General features: G+C 70.2%; 24 protein-coding genes. 12 read left to right on the top strand and 12 right to left on the bottom strand.

Translation table 11 applies throughout. The features are described from left to right. Positions 1 to 87 precede the first annotated feature (87 nt). From L0984_RS06095 to L0984_RS06080, 4 genes are all read right to left on the bottom strand, one after another. The gene (locus L0984_RS06095) at positions 88 to 1,062 is read right to left on the bottom strand and encodes a Bug family tripartite tricarboxylate transporter substrate binding protein (protein WP_234192869.1); all 975 of its coding nucleotides are present in this window, start codon (positions 1,060 to 1,062) and stop codon (positions 88 to 90) included. Between the two features lie 103 nt (positions 1,063 to 1,165). Further along, complete coding sequence (gene pyk, locus L0984_RS06090; RefSeq protein ID WP_234192868.1) at positions 1,166 to 2,581, bottom strand: pyruvate kinase; 1,416 nt, start codon at positions 2,579 to 2,581, stop codon at positions 1,166 to 1,168. Further along, positions 2,578 to 3,897 (bottom strand): glycerate kinase type-2 family protein, encoded by a 1,320-nt coding sequence (locus tag L0984_RS06085; protein WP_234192867.1) that lies wholly within the window; start codon positions 3,895 to 3,897, stop codon positions 2,578 to 2,580. The genes pyk and L0984_RS06085 overlap by 4 nt, the downstream gene beginning before the upstream one ends. Positions 3,898 to 4,010: 113 nt before the next feature. Beyond that, positions 4,011 to 5,099 carry a tartrate dehydrogenase gene (locus tag L0984_RS06080; RefSeq protein ID WP_234192866.1) on the bottom strand — a complete coding sequence of 363 codons (1,089 nt, stop codon included), beginning with the start codon at positions 5,097 to 5,099 and terminating at the stop codon, positions 4,011 to 4,013. Between the two features lie 110 nt (positions 5,100 to 5,209). Between L0984_RS06080 and L0984_RS06075 the strand changes: the two genes are divergently transcribed. Then, positions 5,210 to 6,130, top strand: a complete 921-nt coding sequence (locus L0984_RS06075; RefSeq protein WP_234192865.1) for a LysR family transcriptional regulator — start codon at positions 5,210 to 5,212, stop codon at positions 6,128 to 6,130. 9 nt (positions 6,131 to 6,139) lie between these two features. On the opposite strand, the gene L0984_RS06070 is transcribed toward L0984_RS06075, so the two are convergent. After that, positions 6,140 to 7,057 carry a LysR family transcriptional regulator gene (locus L0984_RS06070; RefSeq protein WP_234192864.1) on the bottom strand — a complete coding sequence of 306 codons (918 nt, stop codon included), beginning with the start codon at positions 7,055 to 7,057 and terminating at the stop codon, positions 6,140 to 6,142. Positions 7,058 to 7,159: 102 nt separating this feature from the next. Here L0984_RS06070 and L0984_RS06065 point away from each other — a divergent pair, with 102 nt between their 5' ends. The 11 genes from L0984_RS06065 (at position 7,160) to L0984_RS06015 (ending at position 18,874) form a co-directional block, all read left to right on the top strand. After that, positions 7,160 to 8,254, top strand: a complete 1,095-nt coding sequence (locus L0984_RS06065; RefSeq protein ID WP_234192863.1) for an LLM class flavin-dependent oxidoreductase — start codon at positions 7,160 to 7,162, stop codon at positions 8,252 to 8,254. A 21-nt stretch (positions 8,255 to 8,275) separates the two neighbouring features. After that, positions 8,276 to 9,217, top strand: a complete 942-nt coding sequence (locus tag L0984_RS06060; RefSeq protein ID WP_234192862.1) for a flavin reductase family protein — start codon at positions 8,276 to 8,278, stop codon at positions 9,215 to 9,217. Positions 9,218 to 9,286: 69 nt separating this feature from the next. After that, positions 9,287 to 10,450, top strand: coding sequence for an acyl-CoA dehydrogenase family protein (locus L0984_RS06055; RefSeq protein WP_234192861.1), 1,164 nt, complete (start codon positions 9,287 to 9,289; stop codon positions 10,448 to 10,450). Between the two features lie 4 nt (positions 10,451 to 10,454). Further along, positions 10,455 to 11,570 carry an acyl-CoA dehydrogenase family protein gene (locus L0984_RS06050; protein ID WP_234192860.1) on the top strand — a complete coding sequence of 372 codons (1,116 nt, stop codon included), beginning with the start codon at positions 10,455 to 10,457 and terminating at the stop codon, positions 11,568 to 11,570. Further along, positions 11,567 to 12,328: an enoyl-CoA hydratase/isomerase family protein gene (locus tag L0984_RS06045; RefSeq protein ID WP_017759044.1), complete on the top strand. Its 762-nt coding sequence runs from the start codon at positions 11,567 to 11,569 to the stop codon at positions 12,326 to 12,328. Before L0984_RS06050 ends, L0984_RS06045 begins: the two co-directional genes overlap by 4 nt. Before the next feature lie 249 nt (positions 12,329 to 12,577). Continuing rightward, complete coding sequence (locus L0984_RS06040; RefSeq protein WP_234192859.1) at positions 12,578 to 14,716, top strand: acetate--CoA ligase family protein; 2,139 nt, start codon at positions 12,578 to 12,580, stop codon at positions 14,714 to 14,716. Then, positions 14,713 to 15,480, top strand: coding sequence for an SDR family NAD(P)-dependent oxidoreductase (locus tag L0984_RS06035; protein WP_234192858.1), 768 nt, complete (start codon positions 14,713 to 14,715; stop codon positions 15,478 to 15,480). The genes L0984_RS06040 and L0984_RS06035 overlap by 4 nt, the downstream gene beginning before the upstream one ends. Further along, on the top strand, positions 15,477 to 16,025 hold the full coding sequence (locus L0984_RS06030) for a VOC family protein (protein ID WP_234192857.1): 549 nt from the start codon (positions 15,477 to 15,479) through the stop codon (positions 16,023 to 16,025). Before L0984_RS06035 ends, L0984_RS06030 begins: the two co-directional genes overlap by 4 nt. 7 nt (positions 16,026 to 16,032) lie before the next feature. After that, positions 16,033 to 16,590: a nuclear transport factor 2 family protein gene (locus L0984_RS06025; protein WP_234192856.1), complete on the top strand. Its 558-nt coding sequence runs from the start codon at positions 16,033 to 16,035 to the stop codon at positions 16,588 to 16,590. A 62-nt stretch (positions 16,591 to 16,652) separates the two neighbouring features. After that, positions 16,653 to 17,882: an SDR family NAD(P)-dependent oxidoreductase gene (locus L0984_RS06020; RefSeq protein ID WP_234192855.1), complete on the top strand. Its 1,230-nt coding sequence runs from the start codon at positions 16,653 to 16,655 to the stop codon at positions 17,880 to 17,882. 2 nt (positions 17,883 to 17,884) lie between these two features. Next, positions 17,885 to 18,874 carry a Bug family tripartite tricarboxylate transporter substrate binding protein gene (locus L0984_RS06015; RefSeq protein ID WP_234192854.1) on the top strand — a complete coding sequence of 330 codons (990 nt, stop codon included), beginning with the start codon at positions 17,885 to 17,887 and terminating at the stop codon, positions 18,872 to 18,874. 165 nt (positions 18,875 to 19,039) lie between these two features. On the opposite strand, the gene L0984_RS06010 is transcribed toward L0984_RS06015, so the two are convergent. From L0984_RS06010 to L0984_RS05980, 7 genes are all read right to left on the bottom strand, one after another. Continuing rightward, entirely contained in the window at positions 19,040 to 19,591 is a 552-nt protein-coding gene (locus L0984_RS06010) for a hypothetical protein (RefSeq protein WP_234192853.1), read from the bottom strand. A gap of 71 nt (positions 19,592 to 19,662) precedes the next feature. After that, positions 19,663 to 20,859, bottom strand: coding sequence for a DUF6402 family protein (locus L0984_RS06005; protein WP_234192852.1), 1,197 nt, complete (start codon positions 20,857 to 20,859; stop codon positions 19,663 to 19,665). Between the two features lie 692 nt (positions 20,860 to 21,551). Then, entirely contained in the window at positions 21,552 to 23,546 is a 1,995-nt protein-coding gene (locus L0984_RS06000; protein ID WP_234192851.1) for a hybrid sensor histidine kinase/response regulator, read from the bottom strand. Then, positions 23,528 to 24,457 carry a sensor histidine kinase gene (locus L0984_RS05995; protein WP_234192850.1) on the bottom strand — a complete coding sequence of 310 codons (930 nt, stop codon included), beginning with the start codon at positions 24,455 to 24,457 and terminating at the stop codon, positions 23,528 to 23,530. Before L0984_RS05995 ends, L0984_RS06000 begins: the two co-directional genes overlap by 19 nt. Beyond that, positions 24,454 to 25,479, bottom strand: coding sequence for an ATP-binding SpoIIE family protein phosphatase (locus tag L0984_RS05990; RefSeq protein WP_234192849.1), 1,026 nt, complete (start codon positions 25,477 to 25,479; stop codon positions 24,454 to 24,456). Before L0984_RS05990 ends, L0984_RS05995 begins: the two co-directional genes overlap by 4 nt. Beyond that, entirely contained in the window at positions 25,470 to 25,874 is a 405-nt protein-coding gene (locus tag L0984_RS05985) for an anti-sigma regulatory factor (protein WP_234192848.1), read from the bottom strand. Before L0984_RS05985 ends, L0984_RS05990 begins: the two co-directional genes overlap by 10 nt. Beyond that, the gene (locus L0984_RS05980; RefSeq protein WP_234192847.1) at positions 25,864 to 26,244 is read right to left on the bottom strand and encodes an STAS domain-containing protein; all 381 of its coding nucleotides are present in this window, start codon (positions 26,242 to 26,244) and stop codon (positions 25,864 to 25,866) included. Before L0984_RS05980 ends, L0984_RS05985 begins: the two co-directional genes overlap by 11 nt. Positions 26,245 to 26,249: the final 5 nt, after the last annotated feature.

The raw sequence follows: 26,249 nt of genomic DNA, 5'->3' as shown, positions 1-26,249 counted from the left end.
AACGGCGGGTGCAAGGTGAAGGGCAGCACGCAGGTGCTGCAGGTGCTGCAGGTGCCGCGGGCGGCCGGCGCTGCCGGCCTTAGGCAATCAGTCGACGGACACCTTGGCGTCCTTGACGAGCTGGGCGTACTTGGCGGTGTCGCCGCGGATCTGCGCGGCCATCTGCTCGGGCGTGTTGCCCACGGGCTCGGCGCCGATCTCTTCCATGCGCTTGCGGAAGTCGGGCGACTGGATGATCTTCACCATCTCGGCATTGAGCCTGACCACGATGTCGCGCGGCGTGCCCTTGGGTGCCAGCACGCCGAACCAGGTGCCCTGGTCGAAGTCCTTCAGGCCGGACTCCGCCAGCGTGGGCACGTCGGGCAGCGCGCTGGAGCGCTTCGCGGTGGTCACGGCCAGGGGCCGCAGCTTGCCGGCACGGATGTGCTGGATGACCGGGGTGATGGTGTCGAAGGACATGTCGACCTGGCCGCCCAGCAGGTCGGTGGTCAGCGGCGCGCTGCCCTTGTACGGCACATGCAGCAGCTCGACGCCGGTCTGGCTCGCGAACTGCGTGCCGATCAGATGCTGCACGGTGCCGTTGCCGTTGGAGCCATAGGACAGGCGGCCCGGTGCGGCCTTGGCCTGGGCGACCAGGGCCTTCACATCGGTGGCGCTGCTCTTGGCGTTGACGACCAGCACGTTGGGCACCAGCGCGATGGTGGTCACGGGCTCGAAGCTTTTCTCGAAGTCGTAGGGCAGCTTGCGGTAGACGCTCGTCGCGATGGTGTGGTGGACGGCCCCCATCAGCAGCGTGTAGCCGTCGGGCTTGGCCTTGGCCACGAAGTCGGCGCCCACCGTGGCCCCCGCGCCGGGCCGGCTTTCGACCAGCACAGGCTGCCCCAGGGTCTGCGACAGCTTGTCGGTGAGCGACCGTGCCAGCACGTCCGAGCTGCCGCCGGGCGGGAAGGGCACGATCAGGCTGATGGGCCGTGAAGGCCAGTTCTGTGCACCGGCCAGCGTTGTGGCCAGGGCCAGGGCCGTGGCGATTCCCGCCGTGCGAAGGATGCGGCTCTTGCTCATGTTGTCTCCGTTTCGGTTGTGGACTCAAGGGTAGGCAGGCCGTCCCATCACGGCATGCCTGTGCAGTGAAGGCTTTCTTAACCGCTGTTCAACAGTGGCGCGCTCACAGCGGTGCCACCCGCAGCAGGTTGGTGGTGCCCGGCGTGGCGAAGGGCATGCCGGCGGCGATCACGACGAACTGGCCCGCCGTGCCGAAGCCGCCGCGCAGGGCGGTGTCCACCGCCACTTCGGTCATCTCCGACACGCTCTGCACTTCATGGCAGAGCACGGCATGGACCCCCCAGGCAAGGGCCAGCCGGCGTGCGGTGGCGGTGCGGGGCGTCATGCCGATGATGGGTGCGTCGGGCCGTTCTCGCGCCATGCGCAGTGCCGAGTGGCCGGAACTGGTGTAGGCGACGGCTGCCGCAGCCCGCAGCAGGCCTGTGACGTCGCGCAGGGCTGCGCCGATCGCATCGGCAACGCGGGCCTGGGGCAGGGCGCGCGAGGCGTCGATGCCCGGCCGGAACGCCGCATCGCGTTCGGTGTGGTGGACGATGCGGTCCATCATGCGCACGGCCTCGACCGGATGGTTGCCGCTGGCCGATTCGGCCGACAGCATCACCGCATCGGCGCCTTCGTAGATGGCGGTGGCCACGTCCGACGCCTCGGCGCGCGTGGGCACGGGGGCAGCCACCATCGATTCGAGCATCTGCGTGGCCACGATCACCGGCTTGCCGGCGTCTCGGCAGGTCCGCACGATGCGCTTCTGCAGGGCGGGCACCTGTTCGGCCGGCAGTTCCACGCCGAGGTCGCCGCGCGCCACCATCACGGCATCGGCCTCGGCCACGATGGCCTCCAGGCTGGCGATGGCCGCGGGCTTCTCCAGCTTGGCCACGATACCGGCCTGCCCGCCCACCAGGGCGCGCAGTTCCGCGATGTCCTCGGGCCGCTGCACGAAGGACAGGGCGATCCAGTCCACGCCAAGCTGCAGCCCGACCGCCAGGTCGGCGCGGTCCTTGGCCGTGAGCGCGGACAGCGGCAGCACCACGCCGGGCACGTTCACGCCCTTGCGGTCGGACAGGCGCCCGCCCGTCACGACCCGCGTGTGTGCGAAGCCCGGGCCGCAGGCTTCCACGCGCAGCCGGATGCGACCGTCGTCGAGCAGCAGTTCGGTGCCGGCACTGAGCGCCTCGAAGATCTCCGGATGGGGCAGGGCGACCTGCGTGGCATCGCCTGCCGTGTCGGCGTCCAGCACCAGGCTGAAGCGCGCGCCGTCGGCCAGCGTCACCGGGCCGGCAGCGAAGGTGCCGATGCGCAGCTTGGGGCCCTGCAGGTCCATCAGAACGCCGATGGGGCGCCCGGTCTGGCGCTCGATCTCGCGGATGGCCGCCAGGCGTCGCTGGTGGTCCTGCGCCGTGCCATGGCTGAAGTTCAGGCGGAACACATCCGCACCTGCGTCGAAGAGCGCGCGGATGCGCTCGGGATGGTCGCTGGCGGGTCCCAGCGTGGCCACGATCTTGGCCTGTCGGTGTCGTCTCATGGGCGTGCGTGCGGACGGGCCGCGTCGTTGGACTCGCCGTGCGGCGGCAGCACCAGCACGGCCCGGAAGTCGTTCACGTTGGTGCGGGTCGGGCCCGTGACCACGGCATCGCCCAGCGCCTCGAAGAAGGCATGGGCATCGTTGTCGTCGAGCCGCTCGCGCGGGCGCAGGCCGGCCGCATGGGCGCGGGCCAGCGTCTGCGGATCGATCACGGCGCCGGCGATTTCCTCGATGCCATCCACGCCGTCGGTGTCGGCCGCCAGCGCATGGATGCGTGGATGCCCCTGCAGCGCCAGGGCCAGCGCGAGCAGGAACTCCACGTTGCGCCCGCCCCGCCCGTGGCCGCGCAGGCTCACCGTGGTCTCGCCGCCCGAGAGCAGCACGCAGGGCGCCATGAAGGGCTGGTCGCGGCGTGCCACCTGCAGCGCCATGGCGGCCATGACCTTGGCCACGTCGCGCGACTCGCCCTCGATGGCATCGCCGAGGATGTGCACGGCGATGCCGGCGCGCCCGGCCGCCTGGGCCGCGGCTTCGAGCGCCCGCTGCGGCGTGACCGCCATGCGGTTCTCGATGGGGGGCAGGCGGGGATCGTGCGGCTTCGGCGTCTCGGCCTCGCCCGTGCGCAGCAGCGCCAGGGCGGCCTCGGGCACGGCGATGCGGTGCCGGTGGAGGATCTCCAGGGCCTGCGCACAGTCGCTTGGATCGGGCACCGTAGGGCCGGACGCGATGTCCGCCGGGTCGTCGCCCGGCACGTCCGACAGCAGCAGGTTGACCACCCGCGCGGGCCGGCAGGCCAGCGCCAGGCGGCCGCCCTTGATGCCGGACAGGTGTCGCCGCACGCAGTTCATCTCGGCGATGGAGGCACCGCTGGCCAGCAGCTGGCGGGCGATGGCCTGTTCGTCGGCCAGGGTCAGCCCCGGCAGCGGCCAGGGCAGCAGGGCCGAGCCGCCGCCGGAGACCAGGCACAGCACCACGTCCTCGGGCCCCAGGCCCTGCACGGCCGCCAGCAGGGCCGCGCTGGCGGCCAGGCCGGCGTCGTCCGGCACGGGATGGGCGGCCTCCATCACGCGGATGCGGCCGCAGGGCGCGCCATGGCCATAGCGCGTGACGACCACGCCCGAGAGTTCGCCGGCCCAGTGGCCGTCGACCACCTGCGCCATGGCCGCGGCGGCCTTGCCGAAGCCGATCACCACGGTTCTGCCCGCGGGCGGCGACGGCAGCATCGCCGGCAGGCACAGGGCCGGCTGGGCGGCGGCGACGGCGGCGTCGAACATGCCGCGCAGCAGGCGCGGCGGATCCTGCAGCGCAGGCTGCATGGCATCTCCTTGGCGAAGGGAAGGGGAAGGGCCTGCCGCGCTGCCGTGTGGCGGCGGCGGGCCTCAGGCGCCGCGGCGCCGCGCGGTGCGCAGTGCCGCGGACGGCGGCGGGCTCAGGCCGCCTTGCGCGCGGGCGAGCCGGCCAGCTGGCGGCAGACGGCCTCGGTCACCTGGGCCGTGGTGGCGCTGCCGCCCAGGTCGCGGGTGTGCAGGCGCACGTCCGCCGTGACCTGCTCGACGGCCTGCATGACGCGGGCGGCGGCCTCGTGCTCGCCCAGGTGCTCCAGCAGCATCACCACCGACCAGAAGGTGCCCACCGGGTTGGCCAGCCCCTGGCCCATGATGTCGAAGGCCGAGCCGTGGATGGGCTCGAACATCGAGGGATAGCGGCGCTCCGGGTCGATGTTGCCGGTGGGCGCGATGCCCAGGCTGCCGGCCAGCGCGGCGGCCAGGTCGCTCAGGATGTCGGCATGCAGGTTGGTGGCGACGATGGTGTCGAGCGTGGCCGGCTTGTTGACCATGCGCGCCGTCATGGCGTCCACCAGTTCCTTGTCCCAGGTGACGTCGGGAAACTCGGTCGCCACCTCCGCGGCGATCTGGTCCCACATCACCATGGCGTGGCGCTGCGCGTTGCTCTTGGTGACCACCGTCAGCAGCTTGCGCGGCCGCGACTGGGCCAGGCGGAAGGCGAAGCGCAGGATGCGCTCCACGCCCACGCGGGTCATGATGGACACGTCGGTGGCCGCCTCGATGGGATGCCCCTGGTGCACGCGCCCGCCCACGCCCGAGTACTCGCCCTCGGAGTTCTCGCGCACGATGACCCAGTTCAGGTCCTGCGGCCCGCAGCGCTTGAGCGGCGCGTCGATGCCCGGGAGGATGCGCGTGGGACGCACGTTGGCGTACTGGTCGAAGCCCTGGCAGATCTTCAGGCGCAGGCCCCAGAGCGTCACATGGTCGGGGATGTGCGGATCGCCGGCCGAGCCGAAGAGGATGGCGTCCTTGCCGCGCAGCGCCGACAGGCCGTCCTCCGGCATCATCACGCCGTGCTCGCGGAAGTAGTCGCCGCCCCAGCCGAAGTCCTCGAACTCGAAGCGGAAGGCCGTGCTGCCCTCGGCCAACGCCTCCAGCACCTGCCGCCCCGCGGGCACGACCTCCTTGCCGATGCCGTCGCCGGGAATGGTTGCGATCTTGTAGACCTTCATGCTGTCTCCGCTGCAGTGATGGATTGCGATGAGGGCACTGTAGGCAATGCACGCCTCGGCGAACGCCGCTACAGTCAACCCGCTTTTAACCTGGGGTCAAGGATGGTGGCATGAGCGGCAGGATTCTTCCGGGCGACATCGGCTTCTTCTCGGCGCTGGCGCGTGCGGGCAGCCTGAGCGCGGCGGCCCGGGAACTCGGCATCACCACGCCCGCGGTCAGCAAGCACCTGGCGCAGATGGAAGCGCGCCTGCAGGTCGCGCTGGTCAACCGCACCACCCGCCGCATGAGCCTCACGCCCGAGGGCGAGACGCTGCTGGCCGGCGCCCGCCGGGTGCTGGCCGAGATCGATTCGCTGGACGAGCTGCTCTCGGGCACGCAGGCCCAGCCGCAGGGGCTGCTGCGGGTCAATGCCACGCTGGGCTTCGGCCGCAGCCATGTGGCACCCGTCATCTCCCGCTTCGTCCGGCAGTACCCCGACGTGGAGGTGCAGCTGCAGCTGTCCGTCAATCCACCGCCGCTGACCGACGACGCCTACGACGTCTGCGTGCGCTTCGGCGCGCCGCCCGAGGCCCGCGTGATCGCCCGGCATGTGGCGGCCAACCGGCGGCTGCTGTGTGCAGCACCGGCCTATCTGGCCCGGCACGGCCACCCGCGCAATCCGGCAGACCTGGTGCGGCACAACTGCATCGGCATCCGGCAGGGCGAGGAGGCCTATGGCGTCTGGCGGCTCGCCAGCCATCGCACGCGGGGCAAGGCCGCCGAGTCCGTCAAGATCCGCGGCAACCTCACGACCAACGACGGCGAGATCGCCGTGGCCTGGGCGCTGGCGGGCCACGGTATCCTGATGCGGGCCGAATGGGACATCCGCCGCTACCTGGACAGCGGCCGGCTGGTGCAGGTGCTGCCGCAGTTCGACACGCCCGATGCCGACATCTATGCGGTCTATCCGCAGCGGCACCAGCACTCGGCGCGCGTGCGCGCCTTCGTCGACAGCCTGGCACTGCAGCTCAACGGCAGCGCCGGCACATAGGCACCCGCCTCAGAGATCGGCCGGCGCGTCGTCCTGCAGCGCCTCGGCCACGAAGTCCACGAAGGCCCGCACCTTCAGCGGCAGCGCGCGGTTCTGGCGGAACACCGCGAAGATGCCGTTGGAGAAAGCCCGCACCGCGAAGCGGTACTCGGGCAGCAGGCGCACCAGCGTGCCGTCCTGCAGGTTGCTGCGCACCGTGGGCTCGGACAGCAGCGCCACGCCCATGCCGCCGAGCGCCGCCAGGCGCAGCATCTCGCCGTTGTTGGCGCTGAGCACGCCCTGGATCGCCAGCTCCTGCTGCACGCCCTGTTCGTCCACGTACTTCCAGCTGGTGGCCTCGTGCTCGCGCCGGTAGGTGAGGCACCGGGCCTGGGGCAGGTCGTTCGGGTGCCTGATGCGCGAATTGGTCTTGAGGTAGGCGGGGCTGGCCACCAGCACCTCGTCGCTGGAGAGCAGCCGCTTGATGACGAAGCCGGAGTCGTTGGATTCGCCGGTGCGGATGTCCACGTCGAAGTCGTGCTCGACCAGGTTGACCGGGTGTTCCGACAGCTCGATCTGCACCTGGATGTCCGGATAGCGCTGCGCAAAGCGCGGCAGCAGCGGCGCCACCACGCGCAGGCCGATGTGGGTGCGCGAATGCACGCGCAGCCGGCCCTCGGGACGCTGGCGGGCATTGCGCGCGGCCTGCTCGGCATCGGCCATGGCCTCCAGCACGCCCTCGGCGCGTGAGAGGAAGGCCTGGCCGGCTTCGGTCATCTTGAGGTTGCGGCTGGTGCGGTCCACCAGCTGCACGCCCAGCTCCTCCTCCAGTGCGCTGATGCGCCGCGAGATGGTGGCGGGCGACAGGCTCAGGCTGCGCGCCGCGGCCGACAGGCTGCCCTTGCGCTGGGTGGTGACGAAGATGCGCAGCGAGTCGAGGGCCTTCATTTCGAAAGACGCAAAGAAGGTGTGCGCATGACGGTGCGCTGGCAGGCCGGGGCGTTCCTAGCATTGATCCACGTCACGAACCAACGATCAGGAGCAACGGCCATGGACTTCGGAATCTTCATTCTGATGCAGCAGCGGAACAAACATAAGACCTCGCACGAGATCCTGCGGGACGCCGTCGAACAGACGCGTCTGGCGGACGAGCTGGGCTTCGGCGCGGCATGGTATGCCGAGCACCACTTCAGCAACTACGGCATGTGCTCGTCGCCCCTGACGATGATCGCGCATTGCGCGGCCGCCACGCGCCGCATCCGCCTGGGCACGGGCATCGTGGTGGCGCCGCTGTACACGCCGGCCCGCCTGATCGCCGACGTGGCGATGGTGGACCAGCTGTCCAACGGCCGGCTCAATCTGGGCATCGGCTCGGGCTACCAGCACTTCGAATTCGAGCGCTTCGGCGTCGCGCTGGAGACGGCCAAGGCCCGCACCTTCGAGATGCTCGACATGCTGGAGCTGGGCCTCAAGCAGCCCAAGTTCAGCTACGACGGCCAGTACTACCAGCAGCCGATGAGCGCCATCAGCCAGCGTGCGGTGCAGCAGCCCGGCCCGCCGATGTGGATCACCAGCGTGGACCCGAGCTTCGTCGCCCGCGCGGTGCGCGGCAACCACCATGTGTTCGTCTCCGGCGGCGACGGCGGCCTGGAGAAGCTGGCCGGCACCCGCGCCCTTATCGACCGCGTGGCCACGCAGGAGGGCAAGGACCCGGCCGCCGTGCCCGTGGGCCTGCTGCGCGCCGCCTACGCCAGCAACGACAAGGACGAGGTCGAGAAGTACCTGGACTGCGCCCGCTACCAGCGCCGCATCGCCGTGAGCCTCAAGCGCCGCACCGCCCAGATCGCCGACGACTACCAAGTCGAGGAAGGCATCGTCGAGGGCGAGCCCACGCTCGACGAGATGCGTGCCCTGCTGCCCGTGGGCAGCATCGACACGGTGATCGAGCGCGTGGTCAACGAGATCCGCACGCTCAAGCCGGTGCACTACTGCTTCCAGACCCAGATGGGCGACTTCGACCATCCGACCATGCTGCGCCAGCTGCGCACCTGGGCCGAGGTCATCATCCCGACCGTGCAGCAGGAGATCGCCAACGACCCGCCGCACCGCGCCGCCGCCGCCCAGCCCGAACTGGCCACGGCCTGAGCCGCACGCCGAAGGCCCGCCATGACCGCGCTTGCCACCGCCGAACGCACCCGGCCCGCCATCGAGCCCACGTTGCTGCGCCAGCACCTGGGCTGCTTTCCGACCGGCGTGGCCATCGTCACCACGCGCACGGCCGAGGGCCGGCCCGCGGGGCTGACCTGCAACAGCTTCAGTTCGGTTTCGCTGGAGCCGCCGCTGGTGCTGTTCAGCCTGCGCAAGGCCAGCCGGCTGCTGGAGACCTTCCAGCAGGCCGAGGGCTTCGCCATCCACATCCTGGGCGAGCACCAGGACGCGCTGTCGGGCCGCTTCGCCTCCAGCAAGATCGAGCACAAGTTCGAGGGCGTGGCCTGGCGCGAAGGCGAGCTGGGCATGCCGCTGCTGGACGACTGCCTGGCCAGCTTCGAATGCCGCCTGTTCGCCGCCCATGACGCGGGCGACCATGTCATCTTCATCGGCGAGGTGCACCACCTGGGCGCCGGCACCGGCGAGCAGGCGCTGGTGTTCTACAAGGGCGCCTACATGCGCCTGGCCGAGTCGCTGCGCCACCGCGTGGTGCAGGGCGGCATGGGCGACGCCGACGTGGACGAGGCCTACCGCACGCTCTACGGCCGGCTGCTGCGTCTGGCCTGCGAGCGGGCGGACGAGGACGAGATCGACGCCATCGAGGCGGCCGCCGCGCTGATCGAGGGCCACCCCGAGGATGCGCCGCTCAAGGCCCGCATCGACTCGGCCAGCGCCTTCTTTGGTGCCATCGCCGCCGCCGGCCACAACGACGCGCTGATGCTCATGGCCCAGACCATGACCACGGTGCTGCGCGAGCGCATGACCCATGTGCTGTCGGTGCGTGCGCGGCCCGACCTGTACCCGCTGCGGCGCGCCGTGGTGCGGCATCTGCGCGCCCGCGATGCCGAAGGCGCCGCCGCTGCGCTCGATGCGCTGATCGACCAGCTGCGCCGCGGCTGAGTGCCGCCCCTTCCGCCCCCATGGCCCGTACGCCTGGGGCGGTCCGAATGAGAGAGACGAGGAGACACGATGTCCATCGACTACGCCGCGTTCCGGCGTGAACTGGAGGCCTTCGCCCGCGAGGCCTGCCCGCCCGAGATCCGGGCCGTGGTGGCCGCCGGCCAGAAGATCACCAAGCGCGAATACCAGGCCTGGCAGAAGATCCTGAACGACCGCGGCTGGGGCGCACCCAGCTGGCCGGTGGAAGTCGGCGGCACCGGCTGGGACATCCGCCAGCGCCTGATCTTCGAAGAGGTGATGGCCGAGAACGACTGCCCGCCGCTGTACCACCATGGCCTGGGCCACATCGGCCCGGTCATCATCCGCTTCGGCACGCCCGAGCAGAAGGCGCGCTTCCTGCCGCGCATCCTCGATGGCGCGGACTGGTGGTGCCAGGGCTATTCGGAGCCGGGTTCGGGCTCCGACCTGGCCTCGCTGCAGACCAGCGCCCGCCGCGACGGCGAGCACTGGGTGGTCAATGGCCAGAAGATCTGGACCTCCCACGCGCACGAGGCCAGCATGATCTACATGCTGGTGCGCACCTCCAAGGAGGCCAAGAAGCAGGAGGGCATCTCGCTGCTGCTGGTGCCCATGGACACGCCCGGCATCACCGTGCGGCCCATCCGCACCATCGACGGCTGGCACCACCTCAACGAGGTCTTCTTCGACGAGGTGCGCGTGCGCGCCGACAACCTCATCGGCGAGGAGGGCAAGGGCTGGACCTGCGCCAAGTTCCTGCTGGAGCGCGAGCGCCTGCCCCCGGCCAACGTGGCACGGCTGGCACTGATGCACCGCCAGGTCTCGGCGCTGCTGCAGCAGGCCGCGCAGGCGGCCGGCATCCGGCGCGACTTCGGCGTGCTGCAGCACAAGCTGCTGCTGTGCGAGGCCGAGCTGCAGGGTGCCCGCGTGATGATGGCCAGTGCCACCGACGACCTGATCCACCAGCGGCCGCTGGGCGTGCAGCCCTCGGCCATCAAGATGACCTGCGCCGACGTGGCGCAGCGCCTGACCACCATCGCCCTCGATGCGGTCGGCCCCGAGGCCGCGCACCGCTTCCTGGCCGAGGCCGGCGGCGAGGAGCTGCCCGCTGCCACCTGGATCCAGAACTACATGTTCACCCGCGCCCGCACCATCGCCGGCGGTACCTCCGAGGTGCAGCGCAACGTGATCGCCAACGCGCTGCTGGGAGCCTGAGCCCATGTCGAACCACTTCTCCCCGCTCTTCCCCGGCATGCTCTTCGACGCGGCCGACCGCTTTGCCCAGGACCATGTGCACAGTGCCACCCTGCCCGGCGACCCGGTGCGCGAACTGGGCTGGACCGCCACGCTGGTGCCTGAGGCCGACGGCGGCGTTGGCGGCACGCTGGCCGACCTCGCCAGCGTGGTCGAGGGCCTGGCCGCCCAGGGCCTGCAACTGCCCGTGATCGAGACCTGCGCCGTGGTGCCGCTGCTGCTGCGTGCCGCGCCGGCCGAGGTGGCCGGGCCCTGGCTGCAGGCCGTGGCCGAGTCCGAGGTGCAGATCGCGCCGCTGGCCGCGCTGTCGGCCCTGCCCGAAGACAGCACCCTGCGGGCGGTGCGCAGCGAAAGCGGCTTCGTGCTCGACGGCCGCGTGGACGGCGTGGATGCCACGCTGCCCGCCAGCCATTGGCTGGCCGTCGCCACGCTGGACGGCGCACCCGCGCTCTTCCTGGTCGATGCGGAGCGCATCGGCGCCCCCGCCGCCCGCTACCGCACCATGGAAGGCCGGCAGGGCGCGGACTTCCGGCTGGACGGCGTGTCGGTCCCCGCGACGGCGCTGCTGGCGCAGGGCGAGCCGCTGCGCGCCGCGCTGGCCGACACGGGCGACGCGGCCCTGCTGCTCACGCTGGTCGACACGGTCGCCGCGCAGGCCGCACTGATCCGCCACACGATCACCCACCTGCAGGAGCGCCGGCAGTTCGGCGTGGCGCTCGCCACCTTCCAGGTGCTGCGCCACCGCGTGGCCGACATGTATGTCAAGGCGCAGTGCGCCCAGGGTCTGGTGGTGCATGCCTTCCAGGCGCAGGAGTCGGGCGCGCCCCAGCTGCGCCGCACGCTGCAGCTGGCCAAGCTCTCCATCGCCGAGACGGCGCGCGCCGCGGCCGAGGCGGCCATCCAGATGCACGGCGGCATGGGTCTGAGCGAGGAGGTGCTGGCCACCCGCCTGGCCCAGCGGCTGATCGCTTCGGAGTTCCGCTACGGCGACCGGCTGACCCAGCTCGCCGTGCTGCTGCATGCGGCCCCCGCTTCCTCCACCCCTTCTTCTGCCAACACCCTCCCTGGGAGCGCGCGATGAGCATCCACCTCGAAGTCTCCGAATACATCGCCGTCGTGCGGCTGGACAAGCCGCCCGTCAACGCCCTCGACCGCGCCTCGCGCCGCGACCTCATCGCCGCCTTCGACGAGATCTCCGAACGCAGCGACGTGCGCGTGGCCATCCTCACCGGCACCGGCAAGGCCTTCTGCGCCGGTGCGGACCTCAAGGACCGGCCGAACGCCGACAAGGCCGGCGACTTTCTCGACCACAACCGCTGGACGCGCGAGACGGGCAACGCCATCCGCGAATGCGCCAAGCCGGTGATCGCGGCCATCAACGGCCCGGCGCTGGGCGCGGGCTTCGGCCTGATGGCGGCCTGCGACATCTTCCTGGCCAGCGAGGACGCGACCTTCGCCATGCCCGAGATCAACGTCGGCCTGGCCGGCGGCGTCTCGATGCTGCGCACGCTGGTGGGCCGCTCGTTCACGCGGCGCATGTTCTTCACCGGCATGAAGGTCTCGGCCGCCGAGCTGTACCGCCGCGGCGTGCTCGACGAGGTGGTGCCGGCCGAGCGGCTGATGCCGCTGGCCATGGAGATCGCGCAGGACATCGCCTCCAAGGCGCCGCTGGCCGTGGCCTATGCCAAGCAGGCCGCCAACATGATGGACCTGATGCCCCAGCGCGACGGCTACCGCGTGGAGCAGAACTTCACCATGGCGCTGTCGCGTACCGAGGACGCCAAGGAGGCCCGCCAGGCCTTCCTGGAGAAGCGTCCCCCGGTCTACAAGGGGCGATGAGATGGTGCGTCGATCAGCACTGACCGGCCTTCGTCCCGGCGCGATGCGTCGTGGCACCGCGAGGCGGCACGAGCCCCTCTCCCCTTGCGGGAGAGGGGTTGGGGAGAGGGGGCGACTGCCTTCCTACGACCTTGCGCCCTGCGAAGGCCCCAGTCCCCTCTCCCCCGCCCTCTCCCGCAAGGGGAGAGGGAGCCGGACCGCGCGCCACCGCGGGCGGCATGCCGGCGTGTTCTGCCGCGGAGGTGCCGCATGACCGCCGCGCTCGACGTTGGCCACGGCCTGGAGGCGCTGTTCGCGCCGCGTTCCATCGCCATCGTGGGCGCGTCCGACGACGTGACCAAGATCGGCGGCCGGCCGCTGCAGTTCCTGCGCAAGTACGGCTTCGCCGGCGCGATCTATCCGGTCAACCGCAAGGCGGCCGAGGTGCAATCGCTGCGCGCGTATCCCGACGTGGCCGCGCTGCCCGAGGCGCCCGAGCTGGCTGTCATCGCCGTGCCGCCCGAGGGCGTGCCGCAGGCCGTGCGCGACTGCGCCGCCCGCGGCGTGAAGGCGGCCGTCGTGCTCTCGGCGGGCTTCTCCGAGATGGGCGAGGCCGGGGCCCGGCTGCAGGCCGAGATCGGCCGCATCGCCCGCGACACGGGCCTGCGGGTGGTGGGCCCCAACTGCCTGGGCGCCATCGGCGTGCCGGCCAGGAGCATCGCCACCTTCTCGGTGGCGCTGGAGTCCGCCTTTCCGGCGCCGGGGCCCGTGGGCATCGTCTCGCAGAGCGGCAACCTGGGCAGCTACACGCTGCGCCTCGCGTCCGAGCGGGGCCTGGGCATCAGCCGCATGCTGACCACCGGCAACGAATGCGACGTGGACATCGCGGATGCCATCGCCTCGGCCGCGGCCGACCCGGGCACCCGCGTCATCCTCTGCTGCATGGAGACCTGCCGCGACGGCGACAAGCTGCGCCGCGCGATGGCCCTGGCCCGCGCCGCGGGCAAGCCCCTGGTGGTGCTGAAGGTGGGCGTCTCCGAAGCGGGCAGTGCCGCCGCGGCCTCGCACACCGGCGCGCTGGCGGGCTCCGACGCCGTGTTCGACGCCGTGCTGCGCGAGGGCGGCGCCCTGCGCGTGCCCAGCATCGAGCAACTGCTGGACGTGGGCCATGCGCTGGCCGTGCTCGGCGAAGTCCGCCTGCCCGCGGGCCGGCGTATCGCGGTGCTCACGGCCTCGGGCGGCTTCGGCGTGCTGCTGGCCGATGCGGCCAGTGCCGAGGGCCTGACGCTGCCGCGCCTCGCCGAGGCCACCCAGCAGCGCATCCTGCAGGCGGTGGCCTTTGCGGCGCCGGCCAATCCGGTGGACATGACGGCCCAGGTCTCCAGCCGGCCCGAAGTGCTGGCCCAGGTGCTGGACGCGGTGGCCGCCGATCCGGTCTGCGACACGCTGCTCTTGCAGTCGGCCAACGCCTTCCATGTGCCGCGGCTGCGCGACGTCTTCCTGGCCGCGCTCACGCAGATGCGCGAGCGGCATCCGCAGCGGCTCATCGTGCTGTGCGCCCGGGCACCGGCGGACGTGCGGCGGCAGCTCGATGCGTTGGGCATCCCGGCCATCGAGGGCATCGACGCCGCCTGCGCCACCGTGGCGGCTTTGGCGACGCTGGGCACGCAGTCTGCGCAACAACCGACCGCCGAAACGATGCCACGCGCGCCCCTCACGGCCGAGGCCTTCGCCACCGAGGCCAGCGCCAAGGCAGCCCTGGCCGCCGCCGGCCTGCCGGTGCTGCGCGAGGTGGTCGCCACCACGCGCGACGAGGCGGTGACCGCGGCGCGCGCCATCGGCTTTCCGGTGGTGCTCAAGATCGTGTCGCCCGACATCGCCCACAAGACCGAGGTGGGCGGCGTGGTGGTGGGCGTGCGCAGCGAGGGCCAGCTCATCGACGCGCACGACACCCTGCTCGCCCGCGTGGCCGACAAGGCGCCCCATGCCCGCATCGACGGCGTGCTGGTGGCGCAGATGGCGCCGGCCGGCTGCGAGTTGATCCTCGGCACCAAGACCGACCCGGTCTTCGGGCCCATGGTCATGGTCGGCCTGGGCGGCATCCATGCCGAGATCTGGAAGGACGTGGCCCTGCGCCCCGCACCGGTCGATGCGGCGGGTGCCGAGGCCATGCTTCGCTCGCTCCAATCCTTCGCGCTGCTCGATGGCGCGCGCGGCCGGCCCAAGGCCGACGTGGCCGCCGCAGCCCAGGCCATCGCCGCGCTGTCGCGCTTTGCCGCCCGGCATGCGGACGATGTGGCCGAGATCGACATCAACCCGCTGGTGGTGCTGGACGCCGGCCAGGGTGCCTTCGCGCTCGATGCGCTGCTGGTGCCCACCTCCAAGACCCAGAAGGACGTTCACGCATGACCGCATTCCTTTCCTCGTTGGCGGGCCGCACGGCCTTCATCAGCGGCGCCGGCCACGGCATCGGCCGTGCCACGGCGCTGGCCCTGGCGGCGCGCGGCGCCGTCGTCGGCATCAACGACCTCAAGGCCGAGTTCGTGGAAGACGCCGTGGCGGCGGTGCGCGCCGCGGGCGGCCAGGCCATCGGCCTGCCCTGCGACGTCTCCACCCGCGACGGCATGCGCGAGGCGGTGCGGCGTTTTGCCTCCGACGCCGGCCGGCTCGACGTGATGGTCAACAACGCCGCCTGGGTGCGCTACCAGACGGTGGCGGAGATCACGCCCGAGGTCATGGACCGCATGGTGGAGATCGGCTTCAAGTCGGTGATCTGGGGCATCCAGTCCGCGGCCGAGGCCATGGATGCCGAGCGGGGCGGCGCCATCGTCAACGTGGCCTCCGTCGCGGCCTTCAAGTCGCCGATGCGCTCGGTGGTCTACAGCGGCATCAAGGCCGGCGTGCTGGGCATCACCCGTGCCGCCGCGGCTGACCTGGGCGCACGCCGCATCCGCGTCAACGCGGTGGCACCCGGCGCCGTGCCCACCGAAGGCACGGTGCGCAACCGCAATGCCGAGCTGGATGCCAGGCGCATCGCCCGCACGCCGCTGGGCCGGCTGGGCACGGTGCAGGACATCGCGGACGCCATCGTCTTCCTCGCCAGCGACGAGGCCCGCTTTCTCAATGCAGAAGTGCTGCGGCTGGACGGCGGTGCCTCGGAGACCTCGCTGTGAGCGCGCCGTCCAAGGCCTTCGCGCCGACGCGGCTGCAGAACGTCTACCTGGTGGCCGAGCAACCGGCCGCGCTGCATGCCTTCTACAGCGAGGCCCTGGGCCTGTCGCTCAAGTTCGCCGATGGCGAGCGCTGGTACCAGTACGGCGTGGGCGGCGGCAATGTCTCGCTCGCCTGCCGCGAGGAGGCGGCGCCCGCCACCTCGGGCGCGGTGATGGTGTTCGAGGTCGCGGACTTCGATGGTGCCGCCGAGCGCATCGCGGCGGCGGGTGGCGAAGTGCTCGGCCTGCGCGACATGGGAGCGCACGGCGCCGTGCTGTCGCTGCGCGACCCCGAGGGACATGTGGTGCAGCTCTTCCGGCGTGCGCCGCCTGCGAATGCCGCACCGATGGCCACGGAGGCTTCATCCATTCACCCTGAGCCCTCATCCGTTCGCCCCGCGCTCTCATCCGTTCGCCCTGAGCTTGTCGAAGGGCAGGGCGGCGCGCAGGCGGACGATGCGACCCGGCTTCGACAAGCTCAGCCCGAACGGTCGAAGACAGAGTAGCCCGCCGGTGAATGCCCCTTTCAAGGACGCCACAGCCGCGCTGCAGACGCTGCTGGACCGCGAGGCCATCCGCGACTGCCTGTACCGCTACTGCCGCGGCATCGACCGCTGCGACGAGGCGGCGCTGCGCTCGGCCTACTGGCCCGATGCGACCGACTGCCACGGCGCCTGGAAGGGCAGCGCCACCGGCTTCATCGACCAGGCGCTCGCCAAGCTGCGTCAGGGCGGCCGGCGGGTGCACCAGATCAGCAACATCCTGATCGAGGTGGCGGGCGACACGGCGGCGGTCGAGAGCAGCTTTCTCGCACTGCAATCGACGGCGGCACAGCCCGGGCGCGAGACCTTCCTCTGCGGTCGCTATGTCGACCGCTTCGAGCGCCGCCAGGGCGAATGGCGCGTCGCCGACCGCACGGTGGTGTACGACTGGATCGAGGAGCGCGCGCGGCCCGAGCTGGCGCAGGGCGATGCGCAGCTCTTCGGCATGCGCCAGCCGACGGCGGCGATGGCGCCGGCCGATCCGATCTATGCGCTGCTGGCGGCGCTGCACGCGCCGACGCGCGGATGACGATCCGCGTGCACCCGAACGCGCCGAACAACGGGCCCGGCCGAGACGAGGCTGGAAGCGGCTTGGCCAACGCGGCCAGCGGGCCCTTCAGCGCCGCAGCGTCGCGGCATGTGCTCGTCACGGGCGCAGCAGCCGGCATCGGCCGCGCCACCGCCCTGCGGCTCGCGCGCGACGGCTGGCACTGCGTGCTGGTCGATGCCGACGCCTCGCGCCTCGCGCAACTCGTTGCTGATTGGCCGGCCGATGCGCCGTCGCCGCGCATCCACCCCGTCGACCTGTGCGACGCCGCGCAGATCGCCGCGCTGGGCGCGGACATGCCACCGCTCGACGCGCTGATCAACAACGCCGGCATGTCGGCCGGCGGACGCGATGCGCTCAACGCTGGGAGCGAGCGGCTGCTGGCCCTCAACCTCGATGCGCCTGCGCGGCTGGTGCAAGCCTGCGCCGACCGCCTGCGGCCTGGCGCACGCGTGGTCAACGTGGCCTCCGGCGCGGGCCTGCGCGCGATTCCCTGGCGCGGGCTCTACAGCCCCAGCAAGGCCGGCCTCATCGCCCAGACTGCCGCCCTGGCGCAGGCGCGCCCCGACTGGACGGTCACCGCGCTGGCCCCGGGCTTCGTGCGGACCGAACTGGTGCAGCAGCTGATCGACAGCGGCCGACTGGTGCCCGCGCAGGCCACGGCCAAGATCCCGCTGGGCCACATGGCCGAGCCCGAGGACATGGCCGAGGCGCTGTGCTTCCTGGCAGGGGAGGGCGCCCGGCCGCTGTCGGGCCAGCTGCTGGTGCTGGATGGCGGCTCGTCGGTGTCCGGCGGCAGCCAGCCGCTGCCACCGGCCCAGGCGCCGCTGCCGCCGCTGGACATGGCCTGCACGCCGCGCGACGCCGGCACGTCCACCGGCACGGGTGGCTATCCGGCCGTGCTCGATGCGAGCCTGATGACGGCCGCGCCGGGCCAGTGGCTGGCGACCTTGCAGGCCGCCGCACGGCGCTTCCGGCACGCGCACACGGCCCAGGCCAGCCTCACGCTGCTGGTGCCGGCCGCGATGCCCGCGCTGCCCTGGGCGCAGGCCGGCGATCCGGCGGCCGCCCGCATGCTGCTGCACACGCTGGCCGCCGAATGGGGCAGCCAGGGCATTCGCATCAATGCACTGGCCATCGACGGGCCCGGCGTGGATGCCGCCGCGCAGGCACTGCTGGCCTTCGTCGCCGGCCCGCGCTCGCGCTTCCTCACCGGCCAATGGCTGCGGGCCGCCGCACCGCCGACGACAACGATCCACGACCAGGAGACATGACCATGAACGAGCCGATCTGCAACCGCCGGCACCTGCTCACCGCTGCCGCGCTGCTGAGCCTGCATCCCGCGATGGCCCACGCCCAGTCCGGCGCCTGGCCGCAACGCCCTCTCAAGCTGGTGGTGCCCGGCCCGCCCGGTGCCGGCTCCGATATCTTCGCCCGCCTGCTGGCCGTGAACCTGCAGGAAGCCCTGGGCCAGCCGGTGGTGGTCGACAACCGGGCCGGCGCCAACGGGCTGATCGGCAACGAGGCCGTGGCGCGCGCCGCGGCGGACGGCTACACGCTGCTGCTGTCGCCGTCGTCCGCCATCGCCATCAATCCGGTGATCCAGCCGCGCATGCCCTACGACGCGCGAAAGGACCTGCAGCCCGTGGCACAGGTGGGATCGGCCGGCGTGCTGCTGGTGGCGCACCCCGCCACCGGGCTGCGCTCGCTGGCCGACCTGGTGCGCGCCGCGCGGGCGCAGCCGGACCGCATCGCCTACGGCTCCTGGGGCAGCGGCTCCACCGGCCACTTGGTGATGGAGGGCATCAAGGCCGAATACGGGCTGGTCATGCCGCATGTGCCGTACAAGGGCGTCTCGCCGCTGGTGGCCGACCTGCTGGCCAACACCATCGGCGTGGGCTTCGTCGACATCGCGTCGCCCGTGCCGCACATCCGCGCCGGCAAGCTCGTGGCCCTGGGCTGCACCGGCTCCGCCCGCGGCCCGGCCCTGCCCGAGCTGCCCACGCTGACCGAGCAGGGCTACCGCTTCGACGTCGATGGCTGGTACGGCGTCTTCGTGCCGGCCGGCACGCCACCGGCGGTGGTGCAGCGGCTCAACCGCGAGATCAACCGCATCCTGGCGACGCCCGAGGTGGTACAGAAGTTCGCGGCGCAGAACATGCCGCGGCCCCCGCTGAAGTCGGCCGAGGAATTCAGCGCGACGGTCTGGCGCGACATGGACAGCTGGCAGGCGCTGGCGAGGACGGCGCGGCTGCGGGTGGAGTGAGGGGGGGACGGCGCCGCGCCCGCGTGGCTGCAGCCCGCTGCGCGATCCGCTCAGCCGACTTCTTGCCAGGAATGGCGAAGTGCAGCCTGTCTGGATGGATGTGCGCCGGGAATCCAGTGTGCCTGCAGGGGCGGGGGTTTTTTAGGGGCGACTTCTTTGCAAATGCTATGGCAGGAGTTTGGGGAATTTCGCCTTAAGCCACTCCCAATAAGACGGCGGCATCTTCATCCTGACTTCCGATTCATCGCTGGCCTCGTCGTAGTAGATCAAATAATCCTCTCCATACTTGATTGGCAGCGGTCCCTGGCTGGTCAAAATGGGCATGAACGTCCTTTCTGCCCAAAGGCCACCATCCATGAACAGGATTCGCATCCTGACTTGACCGGTATCCATGAGGTTGTAGTTGATATGGTTTCGGGTGCTGCAAAGCTGTATCTGGACCGACTTACCCTTGAACGAATGCACGCCGCCGCCCAACTCTTTGGTGAATTCGTCGCATGCTCCGTATTGCTGCGGAAACACGATGGAACCGAAAACCACGCCTGCCCCAAGGATCATCAGAGAAGCCGCCATCCGGCGATAGATGGTCTTCAGCCATCCCAATCGGCTGACTTGGATGTATATCAAGGAAAATGCGGCAGCGGCCGCCATCCAGCCAAAAGGCCGAACGAAAGGGTCCAACAGCCCGTCGAGCCCATTTTTTGGATTGATATGCACATAAAGCAGCTTGTAAGCCGTGAAGAATATAGCCGCTGTTGCCAAACAGAGAAGCCATCGAAGGCCGGCTATTAATATTTTGTATATCCAACGCATATCAATGACTTGGAGTTAGCGCTGGTAATTTCGCATATTTCGTCAAGATCAATGGTTATAGGCTTCACAAGTTTTATCTTCCTCATATCGGAGAAAATAGTGAAGTCGCCGCCACGATTCTTCAGATGGCGCCAAGTCTCAAAGTCTCGGTTTCGAACCGGATAATATACCTGTTTTGCCAATAGGCTACTACCCGTGTCTAATGGCCGGTCCAAATTTTTCGGCACGGGGGGAAGGTATATTTCTGCGTGGTTGCCAGTTTCTTTTTCCAGCAGGCTTGCAGCATATGATTCCGCAGAAATTATCACGCCATAACGATTCCAGTGTCCCAAATACTGGGAGGTTTGCGTCTCGTTGTTGAACGAGTAAAAGTCCTTTGCATACACGTAGATATGTGACACGTTTACGGTGGTCTGTGTGCACTTCATCTGGCCTTCATTGCCATATCGCATATACCGGCGGGTATGAACGGTGGCGTGAGCGACCGCTGCGTAAAAATAGAAGTTCGCCAGCGATGCAGCCAGATCGTTCATTATCTGAGAATTCTTTATCTTTGCTTTTGATATCTCTAATATTCCTCCCAGCACATCCACCATCGTCACTCTAATTCTCTGGAATTGAAAATCCCGGTGAAGATTTTGGACGCCCTGCTCTGAATAGCTCAACGTGTCCAATGGGCTGGGGCAAGAATTATTGTGCTTGTCGACGAATCTCTTAAGCACCTTTTTAAGTGCATCCCTCGATTTATTGTTATATATATTTTCGGGTGCATTGATGTCGGCGTCCTTGAGCGCATCAAATTTGCTTCTCACCTGCCCGAAACTCAATATCCACTCCAGTTTGAAAGTGTCGGTATCCAGAAATTGAAGAGGCTCGATATCCGCCGAACCATCCTTGATCACATGGGATTGACCCCGGAACCAACGGTTGGCGCAATAGGCTGCCTTCGTGAATCCCATGGCTTTCATGCCGGTGGGCAAATCCAGCATATCGAACGGCGGCACAACGGGGCAATTTTCCTTTTTATCGGAGATGTTTCCGTTCGAATTTCGCGGCGAAAGGTTCCGGACTACCTGCTGCGCCAGCATGGTTAGCGCCCTTTGCCGCACCATTGCCACTGATTCCGGGGTGGGATGGCGGCGGGGCTGAAGGGGGAGGAGCAACGCCTGCAATCGGCGGCGGGTTTTTGAGCATTTCTATGGACGTCTGGGTCTGGATGGGGCGGCAACCAAAGCCTGCCTCATTGACCGTCCACTTCAAGCCGAACAGCTGAGCTTCAGGTTTCAGATATGGGTGTCTGTCCCGGTGGAGTTCGTCAGAATACCGCTGAAGGCTTGAGATAATGTTTCCGAGCATTGACTTTTCGGGGCCTGTTGGAAGGGGCTGGCGGTGCCTTGACCCTATCCATATTCGCTTGGCATGCGCTACTGGGCGATGCCAAAAATTCCCGTCTCTGCCCAATCTTCTTTTGACATCAGTCCTACGCCCGGGCCGATGCCACTACTCCCGTGAAACCAGTGTCCGCGTATTCAGCCGGTCCTTCCGAATGCATTGGGCCGACCAAGCCATTCGATCTGGGCGGTTTGCTCGCGCCCATCGCCGGCGCGAGCGCTGTTGCCAGCACGGCGAGCACCCTGAAAAGCCGCGCGAAAAGGCCTTGCAGGTCAAGTGCACCATGGTCTGCAGCAGCCATCGGCGTTGTAGTCCGCCGCCCATGGCCCGTGGCCCTACTGCGGCCAGCACCGCGATCCATGCTGTTGTTGTGCTTCCGGTGGCGAACTCCAGGCTCCAGCGAATCGCTGGGAACGCATCGCAAGGGAAGCTGGTAGCGCGTCAGGCGGCTATGCGTTGTGACGCAGCCCGCTCAACCGCCCTCGCGCAACGCCGCCAGCAGCGCGTGCGTGTCCAGCGGCTTGGCTACATGCGCGTCGAAGCCGGCCTCCAGCGCACGGTCGCGGTCCTGCGGACGGGAGAAGGCGGTGAGCGCGACGCAGCGCACGCGTGGATGGCCGGCCTCGGCCTCCAGTCGGCGCAGGGCCCGCACCAGTTCGTAGCCGTCGCGCCCGGGCAGGCCGATGTCGCTGACCAGCAGGCTGGGCCAGCGCTCGCGCATGGCGGCCAGGGCGCTGTCGTGGTCGTGCACCACGCGCACCTGCGCGCCAGCCTCGTGCAGCACCACCTGCAGCATTTCGGCGGCATCGGGGCTGTCCTCCACGGCCAGGACCTCCTGGCCGGCGAGGGGCTGGTCGCGGTGGCTCGCCGGGCCGCTCTCGGCCGAGGGTTCGGTGCTGGCGGGCTGCGCGGGCATGTCCTCCGGCGCCACATCCAGCCGCACCACCAGCCGGGCACCGCGGCCTTCGCCCTCGCTGAAGGCCTGCACGGCGCCGCCGTGCAGCTCGGCCAGGCGCTTGACGATCGACAGGCCCAGGCCCAGGCCACCATGGAGCCGGTTGTCGGGTCCGTCGCTCTGGGCGAAGCGGTCGAACAGGTGGGGCAGGAAGTCGGGCGCGATGCCCTTGCCCTGGTCCCGCACCTCCAGCGTCAGCTGCCGGCCTTCGCGCCGCAGCGCCACGTCGATGCGCCCGCCGTTGCCCGAGAACTTGATCGCGTTGTTCAGCAGGTTCCACACGATCTGCTGGAAGCGCGTCGGGTCCAGCCAGGCGCTCTGCCGCGCATCGGCATCGGCCTGGGGCAGCACGCGCAGCGCGCGCGCGGCGATGTCCTCCTTGAGCGCGTCGATGGCCGCATGGGTGAGTTCCACCGGGTCGGTCCACTCGCGATGCAGCCGCAGCTTGCCGGCATTGACGCGCGAGACGTCGAGGATGTCCGAGATGATCCGGCTCTGCGCCTTGACGCTGCGGGCGATGGCGTCGAGCGCCTTGGCCATGAGGTCGGGCCGGCCGCCATGCTTCTGCAGGATGTGCACCCAGCCGCTGATGGCATTGAGCGGCGTGCGCAGCTCGTGCGAGAGCACGGCCACGAAGTCGTCCTTGGTGCGGCTGTGGCGCTCGGCCATGGCGCGGGCGGCCTGTTCGCGCTCCAGCACCTCCTGGCGCGCGCGTTCCAGCGCCAGCCGGTCGGAGATGTCCACCGCCACCGCCACGAGCAGCCCGGTGGCGCCGTGCGGCGACAGGCTCCAGGCCAGCGGCACCTCGTGGCCGTCGGCATGCAGCAGCGGGAACTCGGCGCGCCACACGCTGCCGGGGCTGCCCCCCTGGGCGGCCGCGGCCTGGGCCACGAAGGCCTGCACCTGGGCCGCCGCGCCGGGCACGGCCAGGGCCGCGAGCTGCTGGCCGATCAGCGCCTCGGGCGCGCGGCCCAGCTGCGTGGCCAGGGCGGGATTCACGTCGTCCAGCCGGCCTGCGGCATCGAGCAGTGCCATGCCGTCGGGCACCTGGTTGTAGATGGCGCGGAAGCGGCTCTCGCTCTGGCGCAGCCGGTCCTCGGCGCTGCGCGCGCGGATCAGCGCCTGCAGCGTGGCCACGAGCACCGCGGGCTCGGCCGGGTGCACCAGGTAGGCGTCGGCGCCGGCATTGAGGCCGGCCACCTTGTCGCGGTCCTGGACGAAGGTGGCCGACAGGTGGATCACCGGCAGGCTGGCGGTGCGCGGGTCCTCGCGCAAAAGCCGGCAGACCTCGAAGCCGTCCACGTCGGGCAGGTGCACGTCCAGCACCAGCGCCGACATGCCCTGGGCGGCCAGCGCCAGTGCCTGGCCCCCGGAGGCGGCCTCCTCGGTGGCGAAACCGGCCGCGCGCAGCGTGCGTGCGGTGGAGTAGCGCGTGGTCGGATGGTCATCCACCACCAGGATGCGGTGGGCACCCCGGTCGATGGTGGTGTGGATCACACGGGTGGTTTCCACGCGACCTCCGGCTGATCGGCAGGCGCGCCCGTGCGCGCGGGCGCCGGCGCATCCGGCAGCTGCATCGGCAGGGTGAGCCAGAAGGTGGAGCCGCGGCCCAGTTCGCTGTCCACGCCCACCTCGCCGCCCAGCAGGCCGGCCAGCTGGCGGCACAGCGCCAGGCCCAGGCCGGTGCCGCGCAGGCGCTTCTGCACCGGCGAATCCACCTGCGAGAAGTCGTCGAACACCGAGGCCTGGTGCTCCGCGGCGATGCCGATGCCGGTGTCGCTCACCGAGAAGCGCACCCGGTCCTCGCCGAGGCGGCAGGCCGCCACGCGCACCTCGCCCTGGGGCGTGAACTTGAGGGCGTTGGAGACGTAGTTGCGCAGGATCTGCGAGAGCTTGCGGTCGTCGGTGTACAGCCGCGGCAGGTCGGCCGGCTCCTCGAAGGCGAGGGTGACCTGCTGGTTCTCCAGCATGGGCCGGAACATGCCGCGCAGCGCCGAGAACAGGTCGACCATCTCGAACCAGGCCGGCGAGATCTCCACGCGGCCGGCCTCGATCTTGGCCAGGTCGAGCAGGTCGTCCACCATCTCGGCGAACTCGCGTGCCGAGGTCTGGATGAACTGCACCTGCCGGCGCTGCTCGTCGGACAGCGGGCCGTCCACCTCGTCGCTCAGCAGCCGCGCAATGCTGCGGATGGCATTGACCGGCGTGCGGAACTCGTGGCTCATGTGCGACAGGAAGCGGCTCTTGAGTTCGGTGGCGCGCTTGAGGGCGATGGCCTGTTCGTCCAGCTCGGCATAGAGGGCGACCACGCCGCGGTTGGTCTCTTCCAGCTCCTCCCGCAGCAGGGCGGCCTCGGCTTCGGCGGCCTGCAGGCGCTGCTGCAGCTGCAGCACCCGCGCGTCGGCTTGCGGAGATTCGGTCATGGGCCCTCCTTGGGGCGCAGCGCGACGACGCAGGCATCGTCACGGCCGCGGGCATAGTCGGCAAAGATGCGCGCCGCCAGCAGCGTGGGCTCGCGCGCGAGCAGGGACGCCAGGGCGGCGCCCGGCCAGCGGGTCTGCACGCCGTCGCTGTGCAGCAGGGCCAGCGCATGCGGTGGCCGCGTCGCAGGGGTCATGTCGAAGCGGCGCACCTGCAGCCCCAGCGTGCCGTGGGCCGTCGCCAGGGCCTTGTCGGCCGTGCCCGAGACCAGCCGGCCCGCCACATTGCCGGCGCCGGTGTAGCGCAGCGCCTCGCCGTCCATCCACAGGCCGAACACGGCCGCGCCCCGGGTGGTGCGCAGGCGCTCGTGCACGGACTGCATCGTCGCCGCGCCGTCGTCGAAGGGGCGGCTGGCAAAACCCTCCAGCGCCGCCTGGGCGGCGACCTGCGCGTCGGGCCCGTGGCCCAGCCCGTCGGCCAGCAGGGCCGCGGCGCGATGGCCGTCGAAGGCCAGCATCCAGGCGTCGCCGCAGGCGGTCTCGCCGCGCACCGGCACGCACACGGCGCCCCAGTCGAAGGCATCCGTCCGGGCCGGGGCGGCCACGGCCGTGCCCGTGCGTGGCCGCACGCGGGCCAGGCAGACGGTGCCCATGCCGGGCAGCGAATGGAGGTCGAACGCCTCGCTCTGCCGCGCGATGGCGCCCAGCCCGGTGCCGGCCGTGGCGGTGGTGGAGAAGCCGTCGCGCATCGAGCGCGCCAGGTCGGGCATGCCCGGGCCGCGGTCCACGGCGATCAGCTCGATGTCGCCCAGCGCGTCGCGCGCGGCCACCAGCAGCTGGCCGGCCTGCGCATGCTTGGCCAGGTTGGTGCCCAGCTCGGTGGCCACCAGGGCGGCGCGGGCGGAGTCGTGCTCGGGCCAGCCGCGCTCGGCCGCCAGGCGCCCCACATGGCGCCGGGCCTCGCCGACGAAGCTCAGGTCCTCGATGGGGAACGCGCGGTGCGTCCAGCCGCGGATCACTTCCACTTCACGATGCTCACGCAGGTGCCCTGGCCGGGCGTGGACCGGATGTCGAATTCGTTCACCAGCCGCTTGCTGCCCGGCAGGCCCAGGCCCATGCCGGCGCCGGAGGTGTAGCCGTCGGACATGGCGAGGTCGATGTTGGCGATGCCGGGGCCTTCGTCCTCGAAGCGCAGCTGCAGGCCGCGGCGCACGCCTTCCTGCAGCACGGCCCAGTGCATGCGGCCGCCGCCGCCGTGGATCAGCGTGTTGCGCGACAGCTCGCTGGCGGCCGTGACCATCTTGGTCTGCTCCACCAGCGAGAAGCGCAGTTCCTGGCACAGGGCGCGCACCGTCTGCCGGCTGGCGACGATGTGCTGCTCGCTGGCCAGCGGCAGGGTGCCGGTGGGTTCAGGCGCCAAGGCGGGCTCCCTGCTGGGCGCGCAGCCGCTCGAGCAGGGCCATGCCGCGCTCCACGTCCAGGGCGGTGCGCACGCCGTCGAGCGACAGGCCCAGCTCGACGAGGGTGATGGCCACGGCCGGCTGCATGCCCACCACCACCGCGGTGGCCGAGAGGATGCGGGCCGTGCCCGAGATGGTGCTGAGCATGCGGCCGATGAAGGAATCGACCACCTCCAGCGCCGAGATGTCGATCAGCACGCCGGAGGCGCCGGTGGCCGCGATGCGGTTGGCCAGGTCTTCCTGCAGCGCCAGGGCGGTCTGGTCCTGCAGGTCGATCTGGATGGTGACCAGCAGGGTCTGGCCCATCCGCAGGATCGGGATGCGGTCCATGGGGT

It is taken from the genome of Pseudacidovorax sp. NFM-22, from assembly GCF_021401245.1.
In the GTDB taxonomy this organism is placed as follows: Bacteria; Pseudomonadota; Gammaproteobacteria; order Burkholderiales; family Burkholderiaceae_C; genus Xenophilus.
The sequence above is the reverse complement of the archived record's forward strand: the minus strand, read 5'-3'. Positions and strand labels throughout refer to the sequence as shown.